The organism is Massilia atriviolacea, assembly GCF_003953935.1.
Taxonomy (GTDB): Bacteria; Pseudomonadota; Gammaproteobacteria; order Burkholderiales; family Burkholderiaceae_D; genus Telluria_A; species Telluria_A atriviolacea.
Genome location: NZ_RXLQ01000012.1, coordinates 143,659 through 161,860, shown reverse-complemented (window position 1 = coordinate 161,860; position 18,202 = coordinate 143,659). Strand labels below are relative to the sequence as shown.

12 protein-coding genes are annotated in these 18,202 nt (G+C 66.7%); 9 read left to right on the top strand and 3 right to left on the bottom strand.

The features are described 5' to 3' along the window. Positions 1–38: 38 nt before the first annotated feature. Entirely contained in the window at positions 39–2,465 is a 2,427-nt protein-coding gene (locus tag EJB06_RS21815) for a type VI secretion system Vgr family protein (protein WP_126076122.1), read from the bottom strand. 242 nt (positions 2,466–2,707) lie between these two features. Between EJB06_RS21815 and EJB06_RS21810 the strand changes: the two genes are divergently transcribed. After that, entirely contained in the window at positions 2,708–7,261 is a 4,554-nt protein-coding gene (locus tag EJB06_RS21810) for an RHS repeat domain-containing protein (RefSeq protein ID WP_126076121.1), read from the top strand. Positions 7,262–7,271: 10 nt separating this feature from the next. Next, positions 7,272–7,619: a hypothetical protein gene (locus EJB06_RS21805; RefSeq protein ID WP_126076120.1), complete on the top strand. Its 348-nt coding sequence runs from the start codon at positions 7,272–7,274 to the stop codon at positions 7,617–7,619. A 134-nt stretch (positions 7,620–7,753) separates the two neighbouring features. On the opposite strand, the gene EJB06_RS21800 is transcribed toward EJB06_RS21805, so the two are convergent. Beyond that, positions 7,754–8,140, bottom strand: coding sequence for a hypothetical protein (locus EJB06_RS21800; protein WP_126076119.1), 387 nt, complete (start codon positions 8,138–8,140; stop codon positions 7,754–7,756). A 229-nt stretch (positions 8,141–8,369) separates the two neighbouring features. Between EJB06_RS21800 and EJB06_RS21795 the strand changes: the two genes are divergently transcribed. The 5 genes from EJB06_RS21795 (at position 8,370) to EJB06_RS21775 (ending at position 13,216) form a co-directional block, all read left to right on the top strand. Further along, entirely contained in the window at positions 8,370–9,392 is a 1,023-nt protein-coding gene (locus EJB06_RS21795) for a phospholipase C/P1 nuclease family protein (RefSeq protein ID WP_126076118.1), read from the top strand. Further along, positions 9,389–10,747 (top strand): peptidylprolyl isomerase, encoded by a 1,359-nt coding sequence (locus tag EJB06_RS21790; protein WP_229427208.1) that lies wholly within the window; start codon positions 9,389–9,391, stop codon positions 10,745–10,747. The genes EJB06_RS21795 and EJB06_RS21790 overlap by 4 nt, the downstream gene beginning before the upstream one ends. Then, complete coding sequence (locus EJB06_RS21785) at positions 10,744–11,286, top strand: hypothetical protein (protein WP_126076117.1); 543 nt, start codon at positions 10,744–10,746, stop codon at positions 11,284–11,286. Before EJB06_RS21790 ends, EJB06_RS21785 begins: the two co-directional genes overlap by 4 nt. A gap of 132 nt (positions 11,287–11,418) precedes the next feature. Continuing rightward, complete coding sequence (locus EJB06_RS21780) at positions 11,419–12,459, top strand: Rpn family recombination-promoting nuclease/putative transposase (protein WP_126076116.1); 1,041 nt, start codon at positions 11,419–11,421, stop codon at positions 12,457–12,459. 127 nt (positions 12,460–12,586) lie between these two features. Then, on the top strand, positions 12,587–13,216 hold the full coding sequence (locus EJB06_RS21775; RefSeq protein WP_164557995.1) for a glycoside hydrolase family 25 protein: 630 nt from the start codon (positions 12,587–12,589) through the stop codon (positions 13,214–13,216). Positions 13,217–13,229: 13 nt separating this feature from the next. On the opposite strand, the gene EJB06_RS21770 is transcribed toward EJB06_RS21775, so the two are convergent. Further along, positions 13,230–14,378 (bottom strand): ABC transporter substrate-binding protein, encoded by a 1,149-nt coding sequence (locus EJB06_RS21770; RefSeq protein ID WP_126076114.1) that lies wholly within the window; start codon positions 14,376–14,378, stop codon positions 13,230–13,232. A 224-nt stretch (positions 14,379–14,602) separates the two neighbouring features. Between EJB06_RS21770 and EJB06_RS21765 the strand changes: the two genes are divergently transcribed. Next, positions 14,603–15,994, top strand: a complete 1,392-nt coding sequence (locus EJB06_RS21765) for an NCS2 family permease (RefSeq protein WP_370660145.1) — start codon at positions 14,603–14,605, stop codon at positions 15,992–15,994. Between the two features lie 160 nt (positions 15,995–16,154). After that, positions 16,155–18,188 carry a methyl-accepting chemotaxis protein gene (locus EJB06_RS21760; RefSeq protein WP_229427206.1) on the top strand — a complete coding sequence of 678 codons (2,034 nt, stop codon included), beginning with the start codon at positions 16,155–16,157 and terminating at the stop codon, positions 18,186–18,188. The last annotated feature ends 14 nt before the right edge of the window (positions 18,189–18,202 follow it).

Below are 18,202 nucleotides of genomic sequence, written 5' to 3'. Positions count from 1 at the left end.
CCTCGCAGGCGGCGCTCGCTTGTCCCCAACCCATGTGTTTACTTGTTCAGGTCGATCCTGCTGCTGCCCACGATATCCACATGCACGCCCTCGATCAGGATGGTGCCGTCGGCCTTCATCACGATCTTGCTCGCGCCCACCTGGAAGGTGATGTCGGTACTGGCCGTCACCAGCACATGGCCGCTCTGCGCCTTGGCCTCGATGTCGGTCTTGGCGGTCTGGTAGATGTGCGCCGTCTCGGCCGTCAGTTCGATATTGGTCTTGGCCGTATCGTGGATATGCGCCGTTTCCGAGGTGGTTTCGATGTGCTGCTTGACGGTGGTGACGTGGAAGCCCGTGCTCACCGTGTTGGTCTGGTGCGGCCCGTGGACGATGTTGTCCTGGTTGTTCTGCACCGTGGTGACCATGTCCTTCTGCGAATGGATGTTGATCAGCTCCTTGCCCTTGGAGTCGTGGATCACCATCTCGGAAAAGCCGCCGCCGCCCGGCGTCGAGCGGCTCTTGAAGCCCATCATGTGGGCCGCGTCCGGCAGCGCATAGGGCACCGGCTGGTCGGCGTTGAACAGGCGCCCGGTGCACACCGGGCGGTCCGGATCGCCTTCGAGGTAATCGATGATCACTTCCTGGCCGATGCGCGGAATCGAAATCGTGCCCCAGCCCTGGCCGGCCCACGGCTGCGAGACGCGGATCCAGCACGAACTGCGCTCGTCGCGGCGGCCGTAGCGGTCCCAGTGGAACTGGACCTTGATGCGGCCGAACTCGTCGGTGTGGATCTCGGTGCCTTTCGGCCCGACCACGGTGGCCGTCTGCGGTCCCGGCATCTGCGGCGCCCGGTGCGCGCGCCTTGGACGGTAGGGAATCTTGCGCCGGATCGCGCTGAAGGTATTCCGGTAGACGTCGCTCATGCCGCGCTGGAAGTAGTTGTTGCGGGCGTTGTATTGCACCGACAGCACCAGGAAATCGTTGTCGGTGCCGTCGGCGGCGTCGAACCAGTGGTGTTCCAGCAGCTTGAAGCTGTGGCCGGCGATCAGGCCGCGGCAGTCGGAAGCGCCGTGGAAGATCTTGGCCTGCCACTCCAGCACTTCCATGCGCTGGCGCGCTTCGCGCTTGCCGTCGGCCTTGTTCTTGTAGGCGAAGGCGGGATTGCCGTCGTAGATTTCCATCGACGGCACGTCGCCCTGCACCGCCACGGTCGGCTGCTCCACGTACTGGATGCTGTTGGGCGCCTTGAAGTCGAAGGTGTTCAGGGCCAGCTTGGTCGATTGCAGCATGCGTTCGGCGGTGAAGGCGGTCACGCTGTCCTTGTCCTGGGTGCGGTTGCCGCCGTTGAAGGCGACCTGCGCGTGCGCTTCCTGCGGCGGGCAGAAGCCGGCGTTGCAGGAATCGTCGCTGATGACCATCACGTGGCCCGAGGCGCTGTGCTCGAAGTAGTAGAACAGGCCGTACTTTTCCATCAGCCGGCTGGTGAAATGCTCGTCGGTCTCATCGTACTGGACGATGTAGTTTTCCGGCTTGTAGGCGCCGCTGGTGCGGAATTCGTAGGTGGCCAGGCCGCTGTAGTCGCCCTTGAAAATCTTGTCGAGCACGCCCAGCACGGTGTCGTCCTGGAATATGCGCGAGTTGACCCGGCGCTTCAGGTAGGTGAACCAGGGCACGATTTCGGCGTGGTAAAAGGCAAAGCCGCCGTCCGAATGGGTAAAGCCGAAGGAATTGACGTAGCCGTTGATGAAGTGCTCGCTGCCGTCGGCTTGCTGGATGCCGACGCTGACGTTCTTGCCCATCAGATCCTGGAGATCGATGGATGCATTCTTCGACAACAGATTCAGCTGAAAGACGTATTGTTCCGACAAGCTCGTGGCGCCGTTCATCGATTCGATCAGCAGCGCCTTGGCGCCCTGCAGCGGCGAGTAGAAACGCAGCAGGCGGGTGCCGTCGACGAAGTTGGCGGCGCCGCCGCCGGGCGCGCCGCCAGTCGCGGCGGCGTCCGGCTCGGCCAGCGGCGCCGGCGCCCGCGACGGGTCGATCGGCGCCGGCATGAATTCCGCTTCCGGGGTGGCGAAGTCGTTCACCGCCTGGCCCGCCAGCGGATGCTCGGCGATGAGCAGCGGCGCCGCCGGCAGCTCGGCGGCAAGCGCCGACGGTGCCGCTGCCGGCAGGACCGGCATATTGCCGGCCGCGTCGGCCAGGGACTTGGCCTGGCCCGCCAGCGCCAGGGCTTTGGCGGCTTCGGGACTGGCCTGGGCGGCGATGGCGGCGGCGCCGCCGGCCAGCGCTTGCGCCCCGCCGCCGGCTTGCAGGGCCATCGCGGTATCGAGCGCGCTGTTGCCGACGGCCACGGCGGTGGGATCGGCTCCGGCCATGCCGGCCACGCCGCCGGCCAGTCTGGCGGCGGCGACGGGCGAGTCCGGGACCGGCGTGGCGAGGCCGGAAAGGAGGGGGGATTTATCTGCAGGTTGGAATGTCATCGGAAGCTCGCGCGAGAAATGATCACGTTGAACAGCGCCAGGACCGCTTGGCTTCGCGGTGTGGCCACGACTGGACTTCTGGGGCGCGCCAGCGGCGGCGCAATCTGCCCGGTGTTGTCGGAGTCCTAAACTATGAGTACCAATAAGATTGTGTATATACTATCATAAGCAGGCTCATCACTTCGTTTCTTGAATCCGCACCAACCTAACGCGTTGCATCGACGCCAGAAAGTTCGCCGCGTATGTCATCGTCCGATTCCCCCAATCACTTTTTCGACTTCCAGCGCGCGCTCAAGGACCTGGGGCGCGCCTACGACACGGCCGGCGACCAGGTGCGCCACGAGATCGACCGCAGCCTGCAGCGCTGGTCGCACCGGGTGGCCGACTCGGTCGACTCGGTCGGCCGCGCCGCCATGCGGGTCGAGGCGGTGCGCAGCACGGTCGCGGTCGGGCTGGCCATCGAAGGCGCGGAACGGCGCTTCCAGGAGTTACTCAAGAGCCAGCTCGAAGGCCTGGATTTTTCCCAGATCTGGGGCGTGCTGTGGAGCGTGGTCAAGGAAGTGGTGCTGTACGTGGGCGGCGGCGCGGTGCTGGGCGGGACCGTGGGCGGGGTGGCCGGCGCGTTTGCCGCCGGCGCCGGCGCGGTGCCGGGCGCCATCGGCGGGGCCGCGCTGGGCGCCCAGATCGGCGCCGAGATCCTGGTGTGGATGGGCCTGGGCAGCCTGGTGCTGTACATCGGGGACACCATTCCCACCATGTGCGGCAAGATGGCCGAAGGCTTCGCCACCGCCTGGCAGGCCGGCGCCTTGCCCGACAGCGCCAAAGCCGAGTACGCGGCCCGGCTGCGCCAGGCCAGCGAATCGTTCGCGCAAGGCAAGCTGATGCTGGTCAAGGCGATCCTGGCCGCCATCGTGCTGTACCTGTCGCGCGGCCAGGCCAGCAAGTCGATGCTGATGAAGGAACTGGGCAGCAGCAAGCTGGGCACCGGCTTTGCCAACTGGGTGGCGGCCAACGAGGCCAGGCTGATGGGCCATCCGGCCTTGCAGCCGCGCATTGCGGCGGCCGAAGGCGAAGCGGCATCGGCGGCCAAGGCGGGCGCGGACAAGGCCAGGGCGGGGGCCGAAGCGGTCAAGCCGGCCGAAGCGGCCAAGCCGCCGCAGAACCCGGCGGCGGCTGTCGAAGGCAAGGCGCGCCGGCCTTGTCCGGCTTGCCTGCTGGTGGCGCATCCGGTCAATCCGCTTTCGGGCAGCAAGATCCTTGCGGGCGAGCTCGACCTGGACTTTTTCCTGCCCGCCGCGCTCGGGCTGGCCTGGCAGCGCAGCTACAGCTCGGACCTGGACCAGGCAGGATGGATGGGTAGGGGCTGGAGCACGCCGCTGTCGGACAGCCTGCAAGTCGGCGCCGGCAAGGTGGTGCTGCTCGACGCCTGGCGGCGCGACATCACTTTTTCGCTGCCGCAGGTGGGCGAGTCGCGCTATTCGCCGTCCGAAAATACGACCCTGGCGCGCACCGGCGAGGATAGTTTCGAGCTGATCGACGAAAACGGGCTGCGCCGCCAGTTCGCGATCGCGGCGGCGGCCAGCGGCCTGGCGCGGCTGGCCGGCCTGAGCGATGCGAATGGCAACAGGCTGGTCATCGGCTACGACGAGCGGCAACTGCCGCAGCGCATCGAAGACAGCGCCGGCCGCGTCTTCGTGCTGGAATTCGGCGCGCACCGCGGTGCGCCGCGCCTGCACGCGATTGCCCTGCTGCCGGAGGCGGGCGAGCAGGCCGGGGTACTGGCCAGCTATGCCTACGATGCCGACGGCAACCTGGCCGAAGTGCGCAACCGCCTCGGGCAGGTGACGCGCAGCTTCGCCTACCGCGACGGGCTGATGGTCGAGCACTCCCAGCCGGGCGGGCTGGTGTCGCGCTACGACTACGCGCACGACGGCGCGCAGGCAAAGGTGGTGCGCAACTGGACCAACAACGGCCTGTCGTGGCAGTTCCGCTACCTGGCGCGCGAGACGGTGGTGACCGATCACCTCGGGCGCGAGCAGCGCTACCGTTTCGACGCGCAGGGCGGCTTGATCGGCCATGTCGACGCCGCCGGCGGCCTCACCGAGCACCGCCTCGACGGCAACGGCAAGCCGCTGACCATCCGCGACCCCGGCGGCCGCGCCACCCACTACCGCTACGACGGGCGCGGGCGCGTGGTGCGGGTGGAGCGCGAAGGCAAGGGCACCGGCATCGTGTACGACGCGCACTGCGACAAGCCGGCCCTGATCACCGATGCGCTCGGCGCCAGCACGGCGCTGCGCTATGACGAGCGCGGCAACTTGCTTAGCGTTACCAATGCACTCGGACACACCACCTCCTACCATTACGACGAACACGGCCTGCCGGTGACGGTGCGCGACGCGGCCGGCGGCGTCAAGCGGCTGGCCTACAACCGCGCCGCGCAGTTGAGCGCCTACACCGATTGCTCGGGCAATACCACGCGCTATGCGTATGACGACGAGGGCAGGCTGCAGCGTGTGACCGATGCCAACGGCAACATCAGCGAGTACCGCTACGATGCGCTGGGACGCATGTGTTCGGCGTTGCAAGCCGATGGCGCGGCCGAGCACTATGAATACGACGCGCTGGGCCGCCTGGTGGCGCGCATCGATGCGGCTGGCAAGCGCACCAAGTACGAGCTCGACAGCGATGGCAAGCCGCTCAAGCGCATCGATGCCTGCGGCGGCGTGCTGGCATACCGTTACGATGCCGCGCGCCGCGTGGAGCAATTGATCAACGAAAATGGCGACGCCTACCGCTTCGCCTACGACGTGCTGGACCGCGTGATCGAGGAAACCGGCTTCGACGCCCGCCTGACGCGCTACCGCTACGACGAGAGCGGCCTGCTGGTGGCGAAGGAAGAGCACGGCAGCGGCGCGCGCACCGGGTTCACGCGCATCGACACCAGCTACCTGCGCGACGGCGCCGGCCAGCTGGTCGACAAGATCATTTCGCGCAGCACCGGCCCGGCGCAGGCGGAACAGCTGCGCTTGCGCTATGCCTACGACGACCTGGGCCGCATGACGCAGGCCGTCAATGCCGATGCCGAGGTGGCCCTGCAGTATGATGCGCTGGGCCAGCTGGTGGCCGAGGAAGCGCGCAGCGATGGCGCCACGAGCGTGCTGCGCCATGCGTACGACGAGCTGGGCAACCGGGTGCGCACGGTGCTGCCGGACGGGCGCGTACTCAACCACCTGTTCTATGGTGCCGGCCACCTGCACCAGATCAATCTCGATGGCGAGGTGCTCACCGATATCGAGCGCGACCGCACGCACCGGCCGCTGAGCCGCACCCAGGGCGCCCTGACCAGCCGGTTCCGCTACGACCCGATGGGCAGGCTGCTGTCGCAGGTGGCCGCCCTGGCGGAGGCGGGCGAAGGCGCGGTGCCGGTCGTCGCGCGCCAGTACCACTATGACGAGAGCGGCAATCTGCTGGCCATCGATGACCAGCGCAACGGGCGCACGAGCTACCGCTACGACGTGATCGGACGCATCTTGGCGGCCGTGCAGCCTCAGTCGGAGGAGCGCTTCGCCTTCGATCCTGCGCACAACCTGCTCGATCCGTCGCTCGACCTGACTGGCCGGGTCGAAGGCAACCGGGTCCGCGTTTTCCAGGATAAGCGCTACGACTACGATGCCCACGGCAACCTGAGCCAGAAACTGATCGGGCGCCACACGCGCATGCGCTTCGAGTGGAATGCGGCGCATCAACTGGTCAAGGCGGTGGTGACGCGCAATGCGCACAGCGATGAGCCGACCGTGCAGACGGTCAGGTATGCGTACGATCCGTTCGGGCGCCGGATCGCCAAGCAGGATGCTTTCGGGACGACCCGCTTCATGTGGGATGGGGACCGGCTGCTCGGCGAAGCGCGTGCCGGTCATGTGCGCACCTACGTGTATGCGCCGGAATCGTTCTTGCCGGTCGCGCAGCTCGACCACGATCCGGCATGCCGGTCCGGGCAGGAAGGCGCTCAGGTTCACTTCTTGCACACGGACCACCTGGGAACACCCCGCGAAATGACGGACCGGGATGGCCGGCTGACATGGGCGGTACGGTACAAGGCGTGGGGTAACGTCGTTCGCAGTGAACTGGTCGGCAACGCGCCCGCCGCGAATGCCGATGCGGCGCAGCAGCCGGGTGTACACCTGCAGCCGATCCGGTTCCAAGGCCAGTACCACGATACCGAGACCGGCTTGCACTATAATCGTTTCCGCTATTACGATCCCGACCTTGGCCGCTATGTATCGCAGGATCCCATCGGCCTGGCGGGTGGATTCAATGTGTACTGCTACGGCCCGAATGCCACCGGTTGGATCGATCCGCTCGGCCTGGAGGGGGTTCCCGCCGGCTTCAAGAGTTTCGGACAATTCAAGCAGTTCGGCGAAGCGGCTCAAGCGGGACTGGCGCGTGCGGGGTTTCCCGGCACCATCGGCTATATGCAGGGCAGTGCCGTGACGGGCGTCAGTTTTGAAACCAGGGTACCGTTCGACGTCGGACGTTACAGCGATTTCGACGTGGCTTTGGTGAACAGCAAATTGCTGGAAAAAGCGGAGGCTCTGGGGCTGGCCAAGGGAACGCGAACGGAGCCGATCAAAATGGGCAGTCCGGAAGCGAAAGCGCTCGGTATCGATGCGACGCTGGACCGCTTATCGAGAATGTCTGGCGGAAGGGAGGTGAACGCCATGGTGTTCAGGGACGCGGAGTCGGCAAAAGCGAAGGCGCCAAGTACGCGCCTGCCCGCAAAATGCTTCTGTTGAGGATGAATTCATGAAGAAGAGTTTTTATTCCACGTTCGGCACCAGCCAGGATGGGGCCGAGTTGGCGGCGACTCTTGCCAGGCTACTGGATGTGGAATTGGTTTTGCATGAAAGTAGTTACCTGGGAGAGTACTTCAAGTATTCCGGATTATTCGCCGATAAGCTGACGATAGAAAATAATCATGACCCGTCCGGCGAGCCTCGGTATGCGCAGTTCAAGGAGCATCCCACGTTAATTTTTTTAAGCAATGAAAACGGCAAAAACGCAGAAAAACTCAGCAAGCATGCCTATCTGAAAACCCAGCTTCGCCAGATTCCCGGCATCGTTTTGTTGGACGACCTCGTGCATGTAGAATAGTGTTCACAGCAGCGCCGGCGTGGGCCAGGCAATCACGGCGACCGATGACGGATTCAGGCGCGAGAAATGGCGCGATCCGGCTGCTGGCTCGTGCAAGGACGCTTGCCTTCCGCTCCCGGCCGGTGAGTGCAGGGTCAGCGGGATCGAAGTCCTTGAAGCGACGTCAGGTGGCAAAGTTCGCCGGACAAGCGGTTCAATTCGAAGGCGAATGCTACCAGTTTGCCAGAAGTGCGGCTGTGGACGGAAAGATCCGGCAGCATGCGTATCCGATCTGCGAAACATCGATCGGCCGCTTCCTCGGCTTCGGCAACGAGTTCGTCGAGCTCGCATTCGACGAGCGCCGCGTCCCGATTCCCGGAACAGAGTCGTTCGCGCTCTGCGGCGAAGGCGCGATGGGCAATGAAGGATTCGTCGCCGTGGTCAACGAGGCGGGCCTGGCGTGGGCGGGATTCTTCACCGCTTCCAACCCGTTCCAGCAGGTGGCGGTGGCCGGCGCTTGCCTGGTCGCCAGGACCACCCACGGCAGCACCTGGCGCTTTCCGCTCGGCGCGCCCTGGCAGGTGCGGATCGCCAACGAAGGCTGGCAAAAACGCGGGCAGCCGCGCGGCCTGCTGTCAACTGAAAAATTCATGCTGAGACCGGCACGCCACAGTCACGGCATCGTCACATTTCATCGTTACATTTTTACATTTCTTCCTTCGCGAATCAGCCACGCGGTCGCCGTACCCGTGGCATCAACCTGGAGTAATGATGAAACCCGGACTGCTCGCCGCCAGCCTCGCGCTGGCCCTGTTTGCCGCTACCCCCGCCAAGGCATGGCAACAAGAAACGCATCGCCGCATCGTGCTCGATGCAGTCGCGTTCATGAAGAACAATCCTTCCATCACCAACTACGCCAAGCTGGCCGCCGGCGTCGCCAAAGCCGGCTATACGATGGACCAGTTCGCCCAGGCCGTGGGCCAGGGCGCGTATGACGTCGACGATTTCGCCGACACCTACCTGTGCGGCGCCACCACCGGCAGCTGCCAGATGGCGCCGGTCTGGGGCCTGGGTTCCTCGCTGGCCAACTACACCTCGTACTGGCACTTCCAGAACCACAGCGCCGGGCGCGACGTGCACGGCAATGCCTTCGGCGGCTACAACTACGCCAAGCTGGGCAACCGCGGCGATATCGACAAGCTGGCCGCCGGCTGGCTGGTGGGCGACTACCTGGACGATGGCGCGGGCGGCCTGAAAGGCTGGTTCGGCGACAGCAGCAAGTACAACAGCTTCGGCGTGACCGAAGCCAACTACCGCCTGGGCGGCATGTCCAGCAACACCCAGTACGCCGACTTCGAAAGCATGCCCTTCCAGCCGATCGACAACCTCGGGCAATACTGGTGGCAGCAGTTCCTGGCGCGTCCGACCGCGCAGTCGCTCGGCTTCGTGCTGCACACGACCGACCTGGTCCAGCCGCACCACACCTGGGGCACCTCGGGCAACGGCCATTCGGGCTGGGAACAGTGGGTGGGCGACTACTACGACCGCGAACAGTTGAACGATGGCGCGCTGGTGCGCAGCGCGCTGGCCAGCTTCGCGCCGCTCGCGCCGGGCGCCACCGATATCCGCGCGCTGCTGACCCAGGGCGGCAGCTATTCCTACGCCCACGGCGGCATCGTGCTGTCGTCGACCGATCACGCCGACCGCCGCACGGTGGCGCGCGCCATGGTGCCGCATGCGATCGCCATGACCGTGCATGTGCTCAACCGCGCCGCCGAGCGGCTGGCGCTGTGAACCTGGCGCCGCTTCTGCACAGGCTGGGCCTCGTGGCCGGCGCCGCCTGCCTGGCGTGCGCCTGGCCGGCCCTGGCGGCGCCGGCGCCGGCTGCGGCGGTGCCGGCGGCGCGCATCGACGGCGCGCCGCTGTTCGCGTTCAGCGTCGACAGCAGCTGGCGCATCGCGCGCGCCAGCGATCCGGCGGCGCAGCGCAGCGCCACGCTCGAGGCCCTCATCGCCAACCGCCTGCTGGCCCGGGAGGCGCGCAAGCGCTTCGGCGAAGCGGCGCTGTGGTCCGGCCAGCGGGTCGGCTTTTCTCGCGAGGTGAGCATCGACGACCAGCTGGTGAGCACCTTGCGCAGCCTGTACGGCAAGGAGATGGAACAGGATTTGCAGCAACTGCCGGGAAGCGGCCTCGACAGCCTGCTGCGGCCGGCGCCGCCATTGACCGAGGCCGAACTCGACGCGGTGTTCGGCAAGCCCGGCGCCTTGCAGCTCGACACCAGCCTGAGCGAGGCGCAACTGGCGCGGGCGGACAAGCTGGTGCTGCTGCGCTTCGCCAAACCGGGCGGCGGCGAAGGCAGCATCAGCCTGGCCGATGTGGCGCGGCGCCAGAACGTCCAGGGCCGGGTGGCGCTGTTCGCGCGCCAGCGCGACTTCATGCAGCAGCAGGCCAGGCAGCAGGTCGCGTCCTGGTATGTGCTGGACTGGAGCCGGCGCCGTTTCGGCGCGCAGGCCCTGGCCGACCTGCGCCGGGTGCTGGCCGACCAGGCCGACGTGCAGGCCATGATGCGCCTGCATGGCATGGGCGACGACCAGCATGCCGGCAGCCGCCTGCTCGACACCCTGGCCGGCCAGGTCGGCCCGGACCAGGTGCGCGCTTACTACGAGCGTCACCGCGAGGACTTCGTGCGCATCGAACGGGTGCGCGCGCGCCATATCCGCCTGCCCGATGAAGCGGCGGCGCACAAGGTGGCGGCCGCGCTGGCCGGCGGCGCCGATTTTGCGGCCCTGGCGCGGCGCCACTCGATCGCGCCCGACGCCGCCGGCGGCGGCGCGCTGGGCTGGGTGCGCCATGAAGGCAAACCGGGCTGGCTGGCGCAGCTGCTGTTCGTGCAGACGCCGGGCCGGGTCTCGGCCCCGGTGCGCACCCCTGCCGGCCCCGGTCGCGATGCGCCGTGGGAAATCGTGCTGGTCGAGGAGCGCGTGCAAGGGGTCCAGGCGGCCGATTCCGAATCGGTGCGCTACGTCGCCAGCCGCGCAGTGGCGCGCGAGATGGCGGCGGCGCAGCTGGCGGCCCTGCGCGCCGACGTGCTGCGCAGGGCGCGCATCGAGATCAGCCGGGCCGGCCTGGCAGGGGGGGGGCCGGCATGAAGGGCGGCGCCCTGCTGGCGGCGCTGGTGGTGGCGGCCGCCGCCTCCCTGCTGGCGCGGCCGCCCGCGCCGGCGCCGGCGCCGTCCTCGGCCGCGCGGGAGGCCGCACCCGTGCCGCCGGCCGCCGCAGCGCCCGCCCAGGCTGGCGCGACAGTCCAGCCGGCGGGAGGCGGATGGTTCGGCGATGTGCCGCGCAGTGCGCCCATCGCGGCATCGGTGAGCATGGCCGACGCGCGCCTGCATGGCGACGCGCGCACGCCGCCGCTGGCGCGCCAGGCGCCGGCCGGCGCCGGCCCGAGCCCCGCGCAGCTGGCCGATCCGCAAGCGTACCGGGCGTATCAGGCGGGCCAGGAAGCGCGCGTCAAGGCCGCCTTCGCCAGCGCGGTCGTGCTCGAAGTGCCGCGCTTGCAGGCCGACGTCGAGCGCGCCCGCGCCAGCGGGATTCCGGCGGCGCAGATCGCCAGGGTGGAAGCAAAGATCCGGCGCCTGGAGCAGCTGCGCAGCGAGATCGCCGATCCGGGAAGCGCGGCGCGCAACTGATCCCGGCCCGGCAAGCGCAGCGCGGCGACGGCATGCCGCGCACCGTAGGCGCGCGGCGCTTGCCGCCAGCACGCGCTTGCGCACGATTGAGCCAGCGCAAAGGCAGGCCAGGGCCGCTGGCTAAGATGCGCCATGACTGCCACTCACGACCTTGGATACCGCGCCCTGTTCGCCCACCCGGAAATGGTGCGCGAACTGCTCACGGGCTTTACGCCCTTCACCGTGTTCGAGGGCGTCGCCCTGTCGGCCTTCAAGCGCGTCAATCCCGACTATGTCAGCGAGCGGCCTTCGGCGCGCCAGAACGACATCGTCTGGCGCGTGCAGGTCGGCGACGACTTCCTCTACGTATACATCCTGCTCGAATGCCAGTCCGGCGTGGACCGCTGGATGGCGCTGCGCATGCAGACCTATGTCGGCCTGCTGTGCCAGGACCTGGTCAAGCGCCACGAATTGTCGCCGGGCTTGCTGTTGCCGCCGGTGCTGCCGCTGGTGTTGTACAACGGCGCGCCGCGCTGGAACGCCAGCAGGGACCTGGCGCAGTTGCTGATGGCGGCGCCCGCCGAACTGGCGGCCTTCCAGCCATCCCAGCGCTACGTGCTGATCGACCAGCAGCGCCTGGACCTGGCGGCGCTGGAGGCAAACGACGACCTGCTGGCGCTGCTGTTCCGGATTGAACTCTCACAGGTCCCCGATGTCTTACACACGCATTTTCGCGCGCTGATGGCCTGGTTCAGGGATACGCCCCAGACCAGCCTGCGCAACTCGGTCTGGACATGGGTAAAGGCGCTGGCAGCGCGCAGGACCGAGAATCAGGATTTCTTTGACATTGAGCCGATGGAGGTGACGGACATGGAAACCACAATGTTGAGCTGGGCCGAGCAACTGGAGGAGATCGGCTTGAAAAAAGGACTCGCGCTGGGAGAGAAAGCCAGGGAAGAAGCCAGGGCGCAAGGCCGGCAGGAAGGCAAGCAGGAAGGGATTGCCGAAGGCCAGGTCATTGGCCTGCGCAAAGCGCTTGGCAGCCTGTTGGCCAAGCGCTTCGGTGATTTGCCGCCATGGGCCGTGCAGCGATTCACCCAGGGCACGAGGGAAGAGCTTGAACGGTGGTTCGAGCGCAGCCTGAACGCGACCGGTCTGGCGGCGGTGTTCGGCGACGCGGCGGCGTCCGGCTAGGCGCGCAGCGTGGTAATCTGGCACCTGCATGAATAACGCAAGGCGCCATGGCCAGTCCTGGCCGCGCCGTGCTTTCCGAGCGATCTCGACAACGGCGCCGTGCGCGGCGCCAGAAAGGCAGTCAGGCATGGACAGTACCTTACTGAAGGGGATCGACGTGTCGCACTTCCAGGGCCGCATCGACTGGCCAAAGGTCGCGCAGCAAGGCATCGCGTTCGCCTACGCCAAGGCCAGCGAAGGCAGCGGCGTCACCGATGCCATGTTCGGCGCCAACTACCAGGGCATGCGTGCCGCCGGCATCGCGCGCGGGGCCTATCACTTCCTGCATGCGGACGTGGATGCGGGCCAGCAGGCGCGCCATTTCCTCAGCGTGCTCGGCGCGCCGGAGGCGGGCGACCTGCCGCCCATGCTCGATGTCGAAACCGCCTGCGGCATGCCATGCGCGGCCATCGACAGTTGCGCCCTGGAGTGGCTGACCGAGGTGCAGAAGGCGCTCGGCTGCACGCCGCTGATCTATTCCTCGCTCTCGTTCTGGAACAGCAACCTGGCCGGCTGCGCCGCGCTGTGCGCCTATCCGCTCTGGATCGCCGAGTACACCACGGCCGCCGCGCCGGTCGTGCCGCATGGCGTGAGCGGCTACACCATCTGGCAGCATGCGCAGACCGGCACGCTGGACGGCATCGCCGGCGCGGTCGACCTGGACCTGTTCAACGGCTCCGCCGAGGCGCTGGCGCAGCTGGGCCGGCCGGCGGCCTGAGACCTTCCCGCGCTTACAGCGGCGCGCGCACGATGGCGCCTTTTTTCCAGACTGCCATCACAGCGCTGCTCAGGTTGATGCCTTCATGATCATCTTCCGAAAACGGCTTGTTGTAGGTGGCGATCGCGCCCGGCACCGTGATGCTCAGCCTTTCGAGCGCGGCCTTGATCTTGGCGCCCTCGGTACTGTTGGCCTGGCGGATGGCGGCCGCCAGCAGCAGGATCGAGTCGTGCCCGCCCGCCACCGCGGTCGGATTGGTGATGCGCGGACGCTTGTACTGGGCGCGGTACAGGGCTTCGAACTCGCGTCCGGCGGTCGAGGTGGCGCCTTCGACGAAGGTTTGCGGCGAGATCGCCCCTTCGGCATGGGCGGCGGCGACGTTGATGAAGGAATCGGTGGCATTCGCCCATGAACCGATGATCGGCAGGTGCATGCCCATGCGGGCGCTGCTGGCGGCAATGTGGCCCTGCTCGGTGCCGATGCCGTACACCAGCAGTACCGTCGCGCCCGCTTCTTTGGCCTTGGCCAGCTGGGCCGACATGTCGGCGTCGCCGATCTTGAAGCTGCCCACCGAGACCGCCTTGATGTCATGCGTGAGCAATTGCTTGACCATGTCGTCGTGCCCGCCGGTGCCGTAAGGCGTGGTGTCGTGCAGCAGGGCGATTTTCTTGTGGCCCTTCTTGACCGCGTAGTCGACCATCATCTGCGCCTGCAGCGTGTCCGAGGCTTGCACGCGGAAGGTATAGTTGCCTTCCGGCGCGTTCTGGAAGGCCCTGGTCAGCTTGGTGCCGGCCGACGCCGGCACGATATTGGGCAGCCTGGCGTTTTGCATCGCCGGCTGGTAAGCCAGCACCACACCCGTGTTCACGCCGCAGGAACAGGCAACCACGCCCTTGGCCAGCAGGGCTTGCATATTCTTTTCCGCCAGTTCGGGCTTGCTCTCGTCGTTCATCTCGACCAGTTCCAGATTGCGTCCCATCACGCCGCCACGGGCATTGATCTGCGCGACCGCCAGGCGCTGGCCGTCACGCACCGCCAGTCCCAGCGGGGCCGATCCGCCCGTCAGCGGCAGCAGCGCGCCGATCTTGATGGTGTCGGCCGCAAACGTGGCACTGGCGAGGCACAGCGTTGCCGCTGCGAATCCGATATGGCTAAGTTTCATGCGTAGTCCTTTTCCTTCTGGTCTGTTGAGAGCGAAAACTGCTGACGGGAACCCCCGCACCGGCTGCCGCGCAGCCCGATGTGCAAGGTCCGCAATGTTAGGCAAATGAATAGCGTTCTTGGCAAGGGCGCTTTAGTTTAAGGCAAATTTTCGCTACTGCAACACTTTGACTGTTGTATTTGCGTCAGTACACGGCAAGAGCGCAGCCCGGCCATGCGCATCGCATGGGAATGCCGACGACAGGGTACGATATGCCCCCCGGCGGGGCGCCGGCTGCTATATTTCCCCATGCAATCACATACCAGGAGACCATCTTGTCGTTACTTGAAAACCATTTCAAACTCAAGGAGCACGGCACCGACGTCCGCACCGAGCTGCTGGCCGGGCTGACCACCTTCCTGACGATGGCCTATATCATCTTCGTCAATCCCTCGATCCTCGGCAGCGCCGGCATGCCCACCGATGCGGTGTTCGTCGCCACCTGCCTGGCCGCCGCCCTCGGCAGCCTGATCATGGGTTTGTACGCCAACTATCCGATCGGGCTGGCGCCGGGGATGGGCCTGAATGCCTATTTCGCCTTCATCGTGGTCAGGCAGATGGGACTGTCGTGGGAGGTGGCGCTGGGCGCGGTCTTCATTTCCGGCTGCCTGTTCCTGGTGGTCAGTGCGTTTCGCCTGCGCGAAATGATCATCGACGGCATCCCGGCCTCGATCCGGATCGCGATCGCGGTCGGCCTCGGCCTGTTCCTCGGCCTGATCGCGCTGCACAATGCGGGCATCGTGGTGGCCAACAAGGACACCATGGTCACCATGGGCAACCTGCACGCGGCGCCGCCCCTGCTGGCGATCGTCGGCTTTTTTGCCATCGTCGCGCTCGACAAACTGAAGGTCAAGGGCGCCATCCTGATCGGCATCCTGCTGGTGACCGTGCTCAGCTTCTTCTTCGCCGACAACAAGTTCATGGGCCTGGTGTCGGCCCCGCCGTCGCTGGCCCCGACCCTGTTCAAGCTCGACATCATGGGCGCGCTCTCGGTCGGGATCCTCAACGTGGTGCTGGTGTTCTTCCTGGTCGAGCTGTTCGACGCCACCGGCACCCTGATGGGCGTGGCCAGCCGCGCCGGCCTGCTGGTCGACGGCAAGATGGCGCGCATGAACAAGGCCCTGATGGCCGACAGCTGCGCCATCGTGGCCGGCGCCACCCTGGGCACGTCCAGCACCACGGCCTATATCGAAAGCGCGGCCGGGGTCCAGGCCGGCGGACGCACCGGCCTGACCGCGGTGGCGGTGGCGGTCCTGTTCCTCGGCTGCCTGTTCCTGTCGCCGCTGGCCTCGGTCGTGCCGGCCTACGCCACCGCTCCGGCGCTGCTGTACGTGGCTTGCCTGATGCTGCGCGAACTGGGCGGGATCGACTGGAACGACACCACCGAAAGCATCCCGGCCGCGATCACCGCCCTGGCCATGCCCTTCACGTATTCGATCGCCACCGGCGTGGCGTTCGGATTCATTTCCTATGCCGTGCTCAAGCTGCTGACCGGACGCGCGCGCGACGTCAAGCTGGCGGTATGGGTGATCGCCGCCCTGTTCCTGTTCAAATTCATCTACCTCGGGGCGGGCTGAGGGAGCCGGCGAAACATTGCGTGTTTGTCCAGCTTGCGACAGGCACGCAACACTTCCAGTTGGCGTTAGCACGCCCGATTGCGTTTGGTCTTGACCTTGAGCAAACCAGACAGGAATATGGTCTTGTGTTGTGACTGCCTGTCACGGAAAGGACACTGCCTTGACCTTGCTGCGCGATCTGTCGATCCAGAAAAAACTCATGTTGAGCATGGCAGCCTGCCTGCTCCTGTTCGTGATCGTTTCCTCCACCCTGAGCATCACCATGAGCAGCCGCGCCATCCGCGAGCGGGTGGTCGAACAGGAACTGCCGTCGCTGGTGGGCGAGATCCGCAACGACGTGCTGCGCCAGATTTCGGTGCCGCTGGGCGCCTCGCTGGCGCTGGCCAACAACACCTATGTGCACGCCTGGGAACGCGAAGGCTTGCCCGAGACCGGCATCGATGCCTGGAAGGCCTATGCCGGCAGCGTCAAGGCCAAGAACAAGGCCGTCACGGTGTTCTGGGTATCGCAGTCGAGCGGCAAGTACATGAGCGAGCAGGGCCTGACCCGCACGGTCGACAAGGAGGGCGGCAAGGACCAGTGGTTCCACGCCTTCCTCTCCGAAGGCAAGCCCTACTCGCTGGTGCTGAACAAGGAAGGCGCTTCCGACATCATGTTGTTCATCAATGTGCGCGCCGAGGCGGGAGCGGGCAAGCTGGCCGTGGCCGGGGTCGGCCTGTCGGTGGCGGCGCTGGCCGACACCATCCGCGCCTACCATGTCGGCAAGACCGGCTTCGTCTCGCTGGTCGGCGCCAACGGCGCCGTGCTGGTGCACCGCGACGCCGCCCTGGCCGACGGCAAGCACTTCCTCAAGGACTTGCCCGGATATAGCGAAGAACTGAGCAAGGCCCTGCTGGGCGGCGCCAGATTCACCCACGCCGCCGGCACCGGCGTCAATGGCGCGCGCATCCTGGCCTCCTCGTATGTGCCGGAACTGAATATGTATGTGGTGGCCGAAGTGCCGCAAGCCGAGGTGCTGGGCAACGTCGCGCGCGACGCCACCGTGTCGGCCCTGGTGGCGGCCCTGGTCGGCGGCGGCATCGGCCTGTTCGGCATTTATCTGATCAGCCGCGCGATCGCCGGACCGGTGGCGCGCGCCGCCGCCATGCTGGGCGATATCGCCGGCGGCAATGGCGACCTGAGCCGGCGGATGCCGGTCGAGAGCGGCGACGAGGTGGGCGCCCTGGCCGAGGCTTTCAACCGCTTCGTGTCCTCGCTCAACCTGACCATCAGCCAGGTGCGCGCCAGCACCGACACCATCGCCGCCGCGTCCAGCCAAATCGCGGCCGGAAACATGGACTTGTCGGGCCGCACCGAAGCGCAAGCCTCCAGCCTGGAACAGACCGCCGCCGCCATGGAGCAGATGACCTCGACCGTGAAGCAGAATGCCGAAAACGCCAGCCAGGCCAACCAGCTGGTCGTGTCGGCCTCCTCGCACGCCGTCAAGGGCGGCCAGGTGGTGGGGCAGGTGGTCAGCACGATGGGATCGATTACCGACAGTTCGCGCAAGATCGTCGACATTATCGGCGTCATCGACGGCATCGCTTTCCAGACCAATATTTTGGCGCTGAATGCCGCCGTGGAAGCGGCGCGCGCCGGCGAGCAGGGACGCGGCTTTGCCGTGGTCGCTTCCGAGGTGCGCAACCTGGCCCAGCGCTCGGCCGCCGCCGCCAAGGAAATCAAGACCCTGATCGACGATTCGGTGCTCAAGGTCGACACCGGCAGCAAGCTGGTGGATGAGGCCGGCGTCACCATGCACCAGATCGTCACGTCGGTGCAGCAGGTGGCCGACCTGATGAGCGAGATCGCCGCCGCCAGTGTCGAGCAGAGCCAGGGCATCGGCCAGATCAACCATGCGATCGGCGCCATGGACGACGCCACCCAGCAGAACGCCGCGCTGGTGGAGGAAGCGGCGGCGGCCGCCAAGTCGCTGCAGGACCAGGCCGCCACCCTGGCCGGCGTGGTCGGCGTGTTCAAGCTCGACGAGAGCATGGCGCCGGCGCGGCCGGCGGCGCCTGCCCGCAGCGCGCCGCGCGCGGCAGCCCGACCCGCCGCCAGCGCGCCAGCCAGGCCGCTGGCCAAACCCACCGCCAGGGCGCCAGCCAGGCCGGCCGCCAAGCCGGCCCCGGCCGGCGACGACTGGGAAGCGTTTTGATGATCAACCAGGGA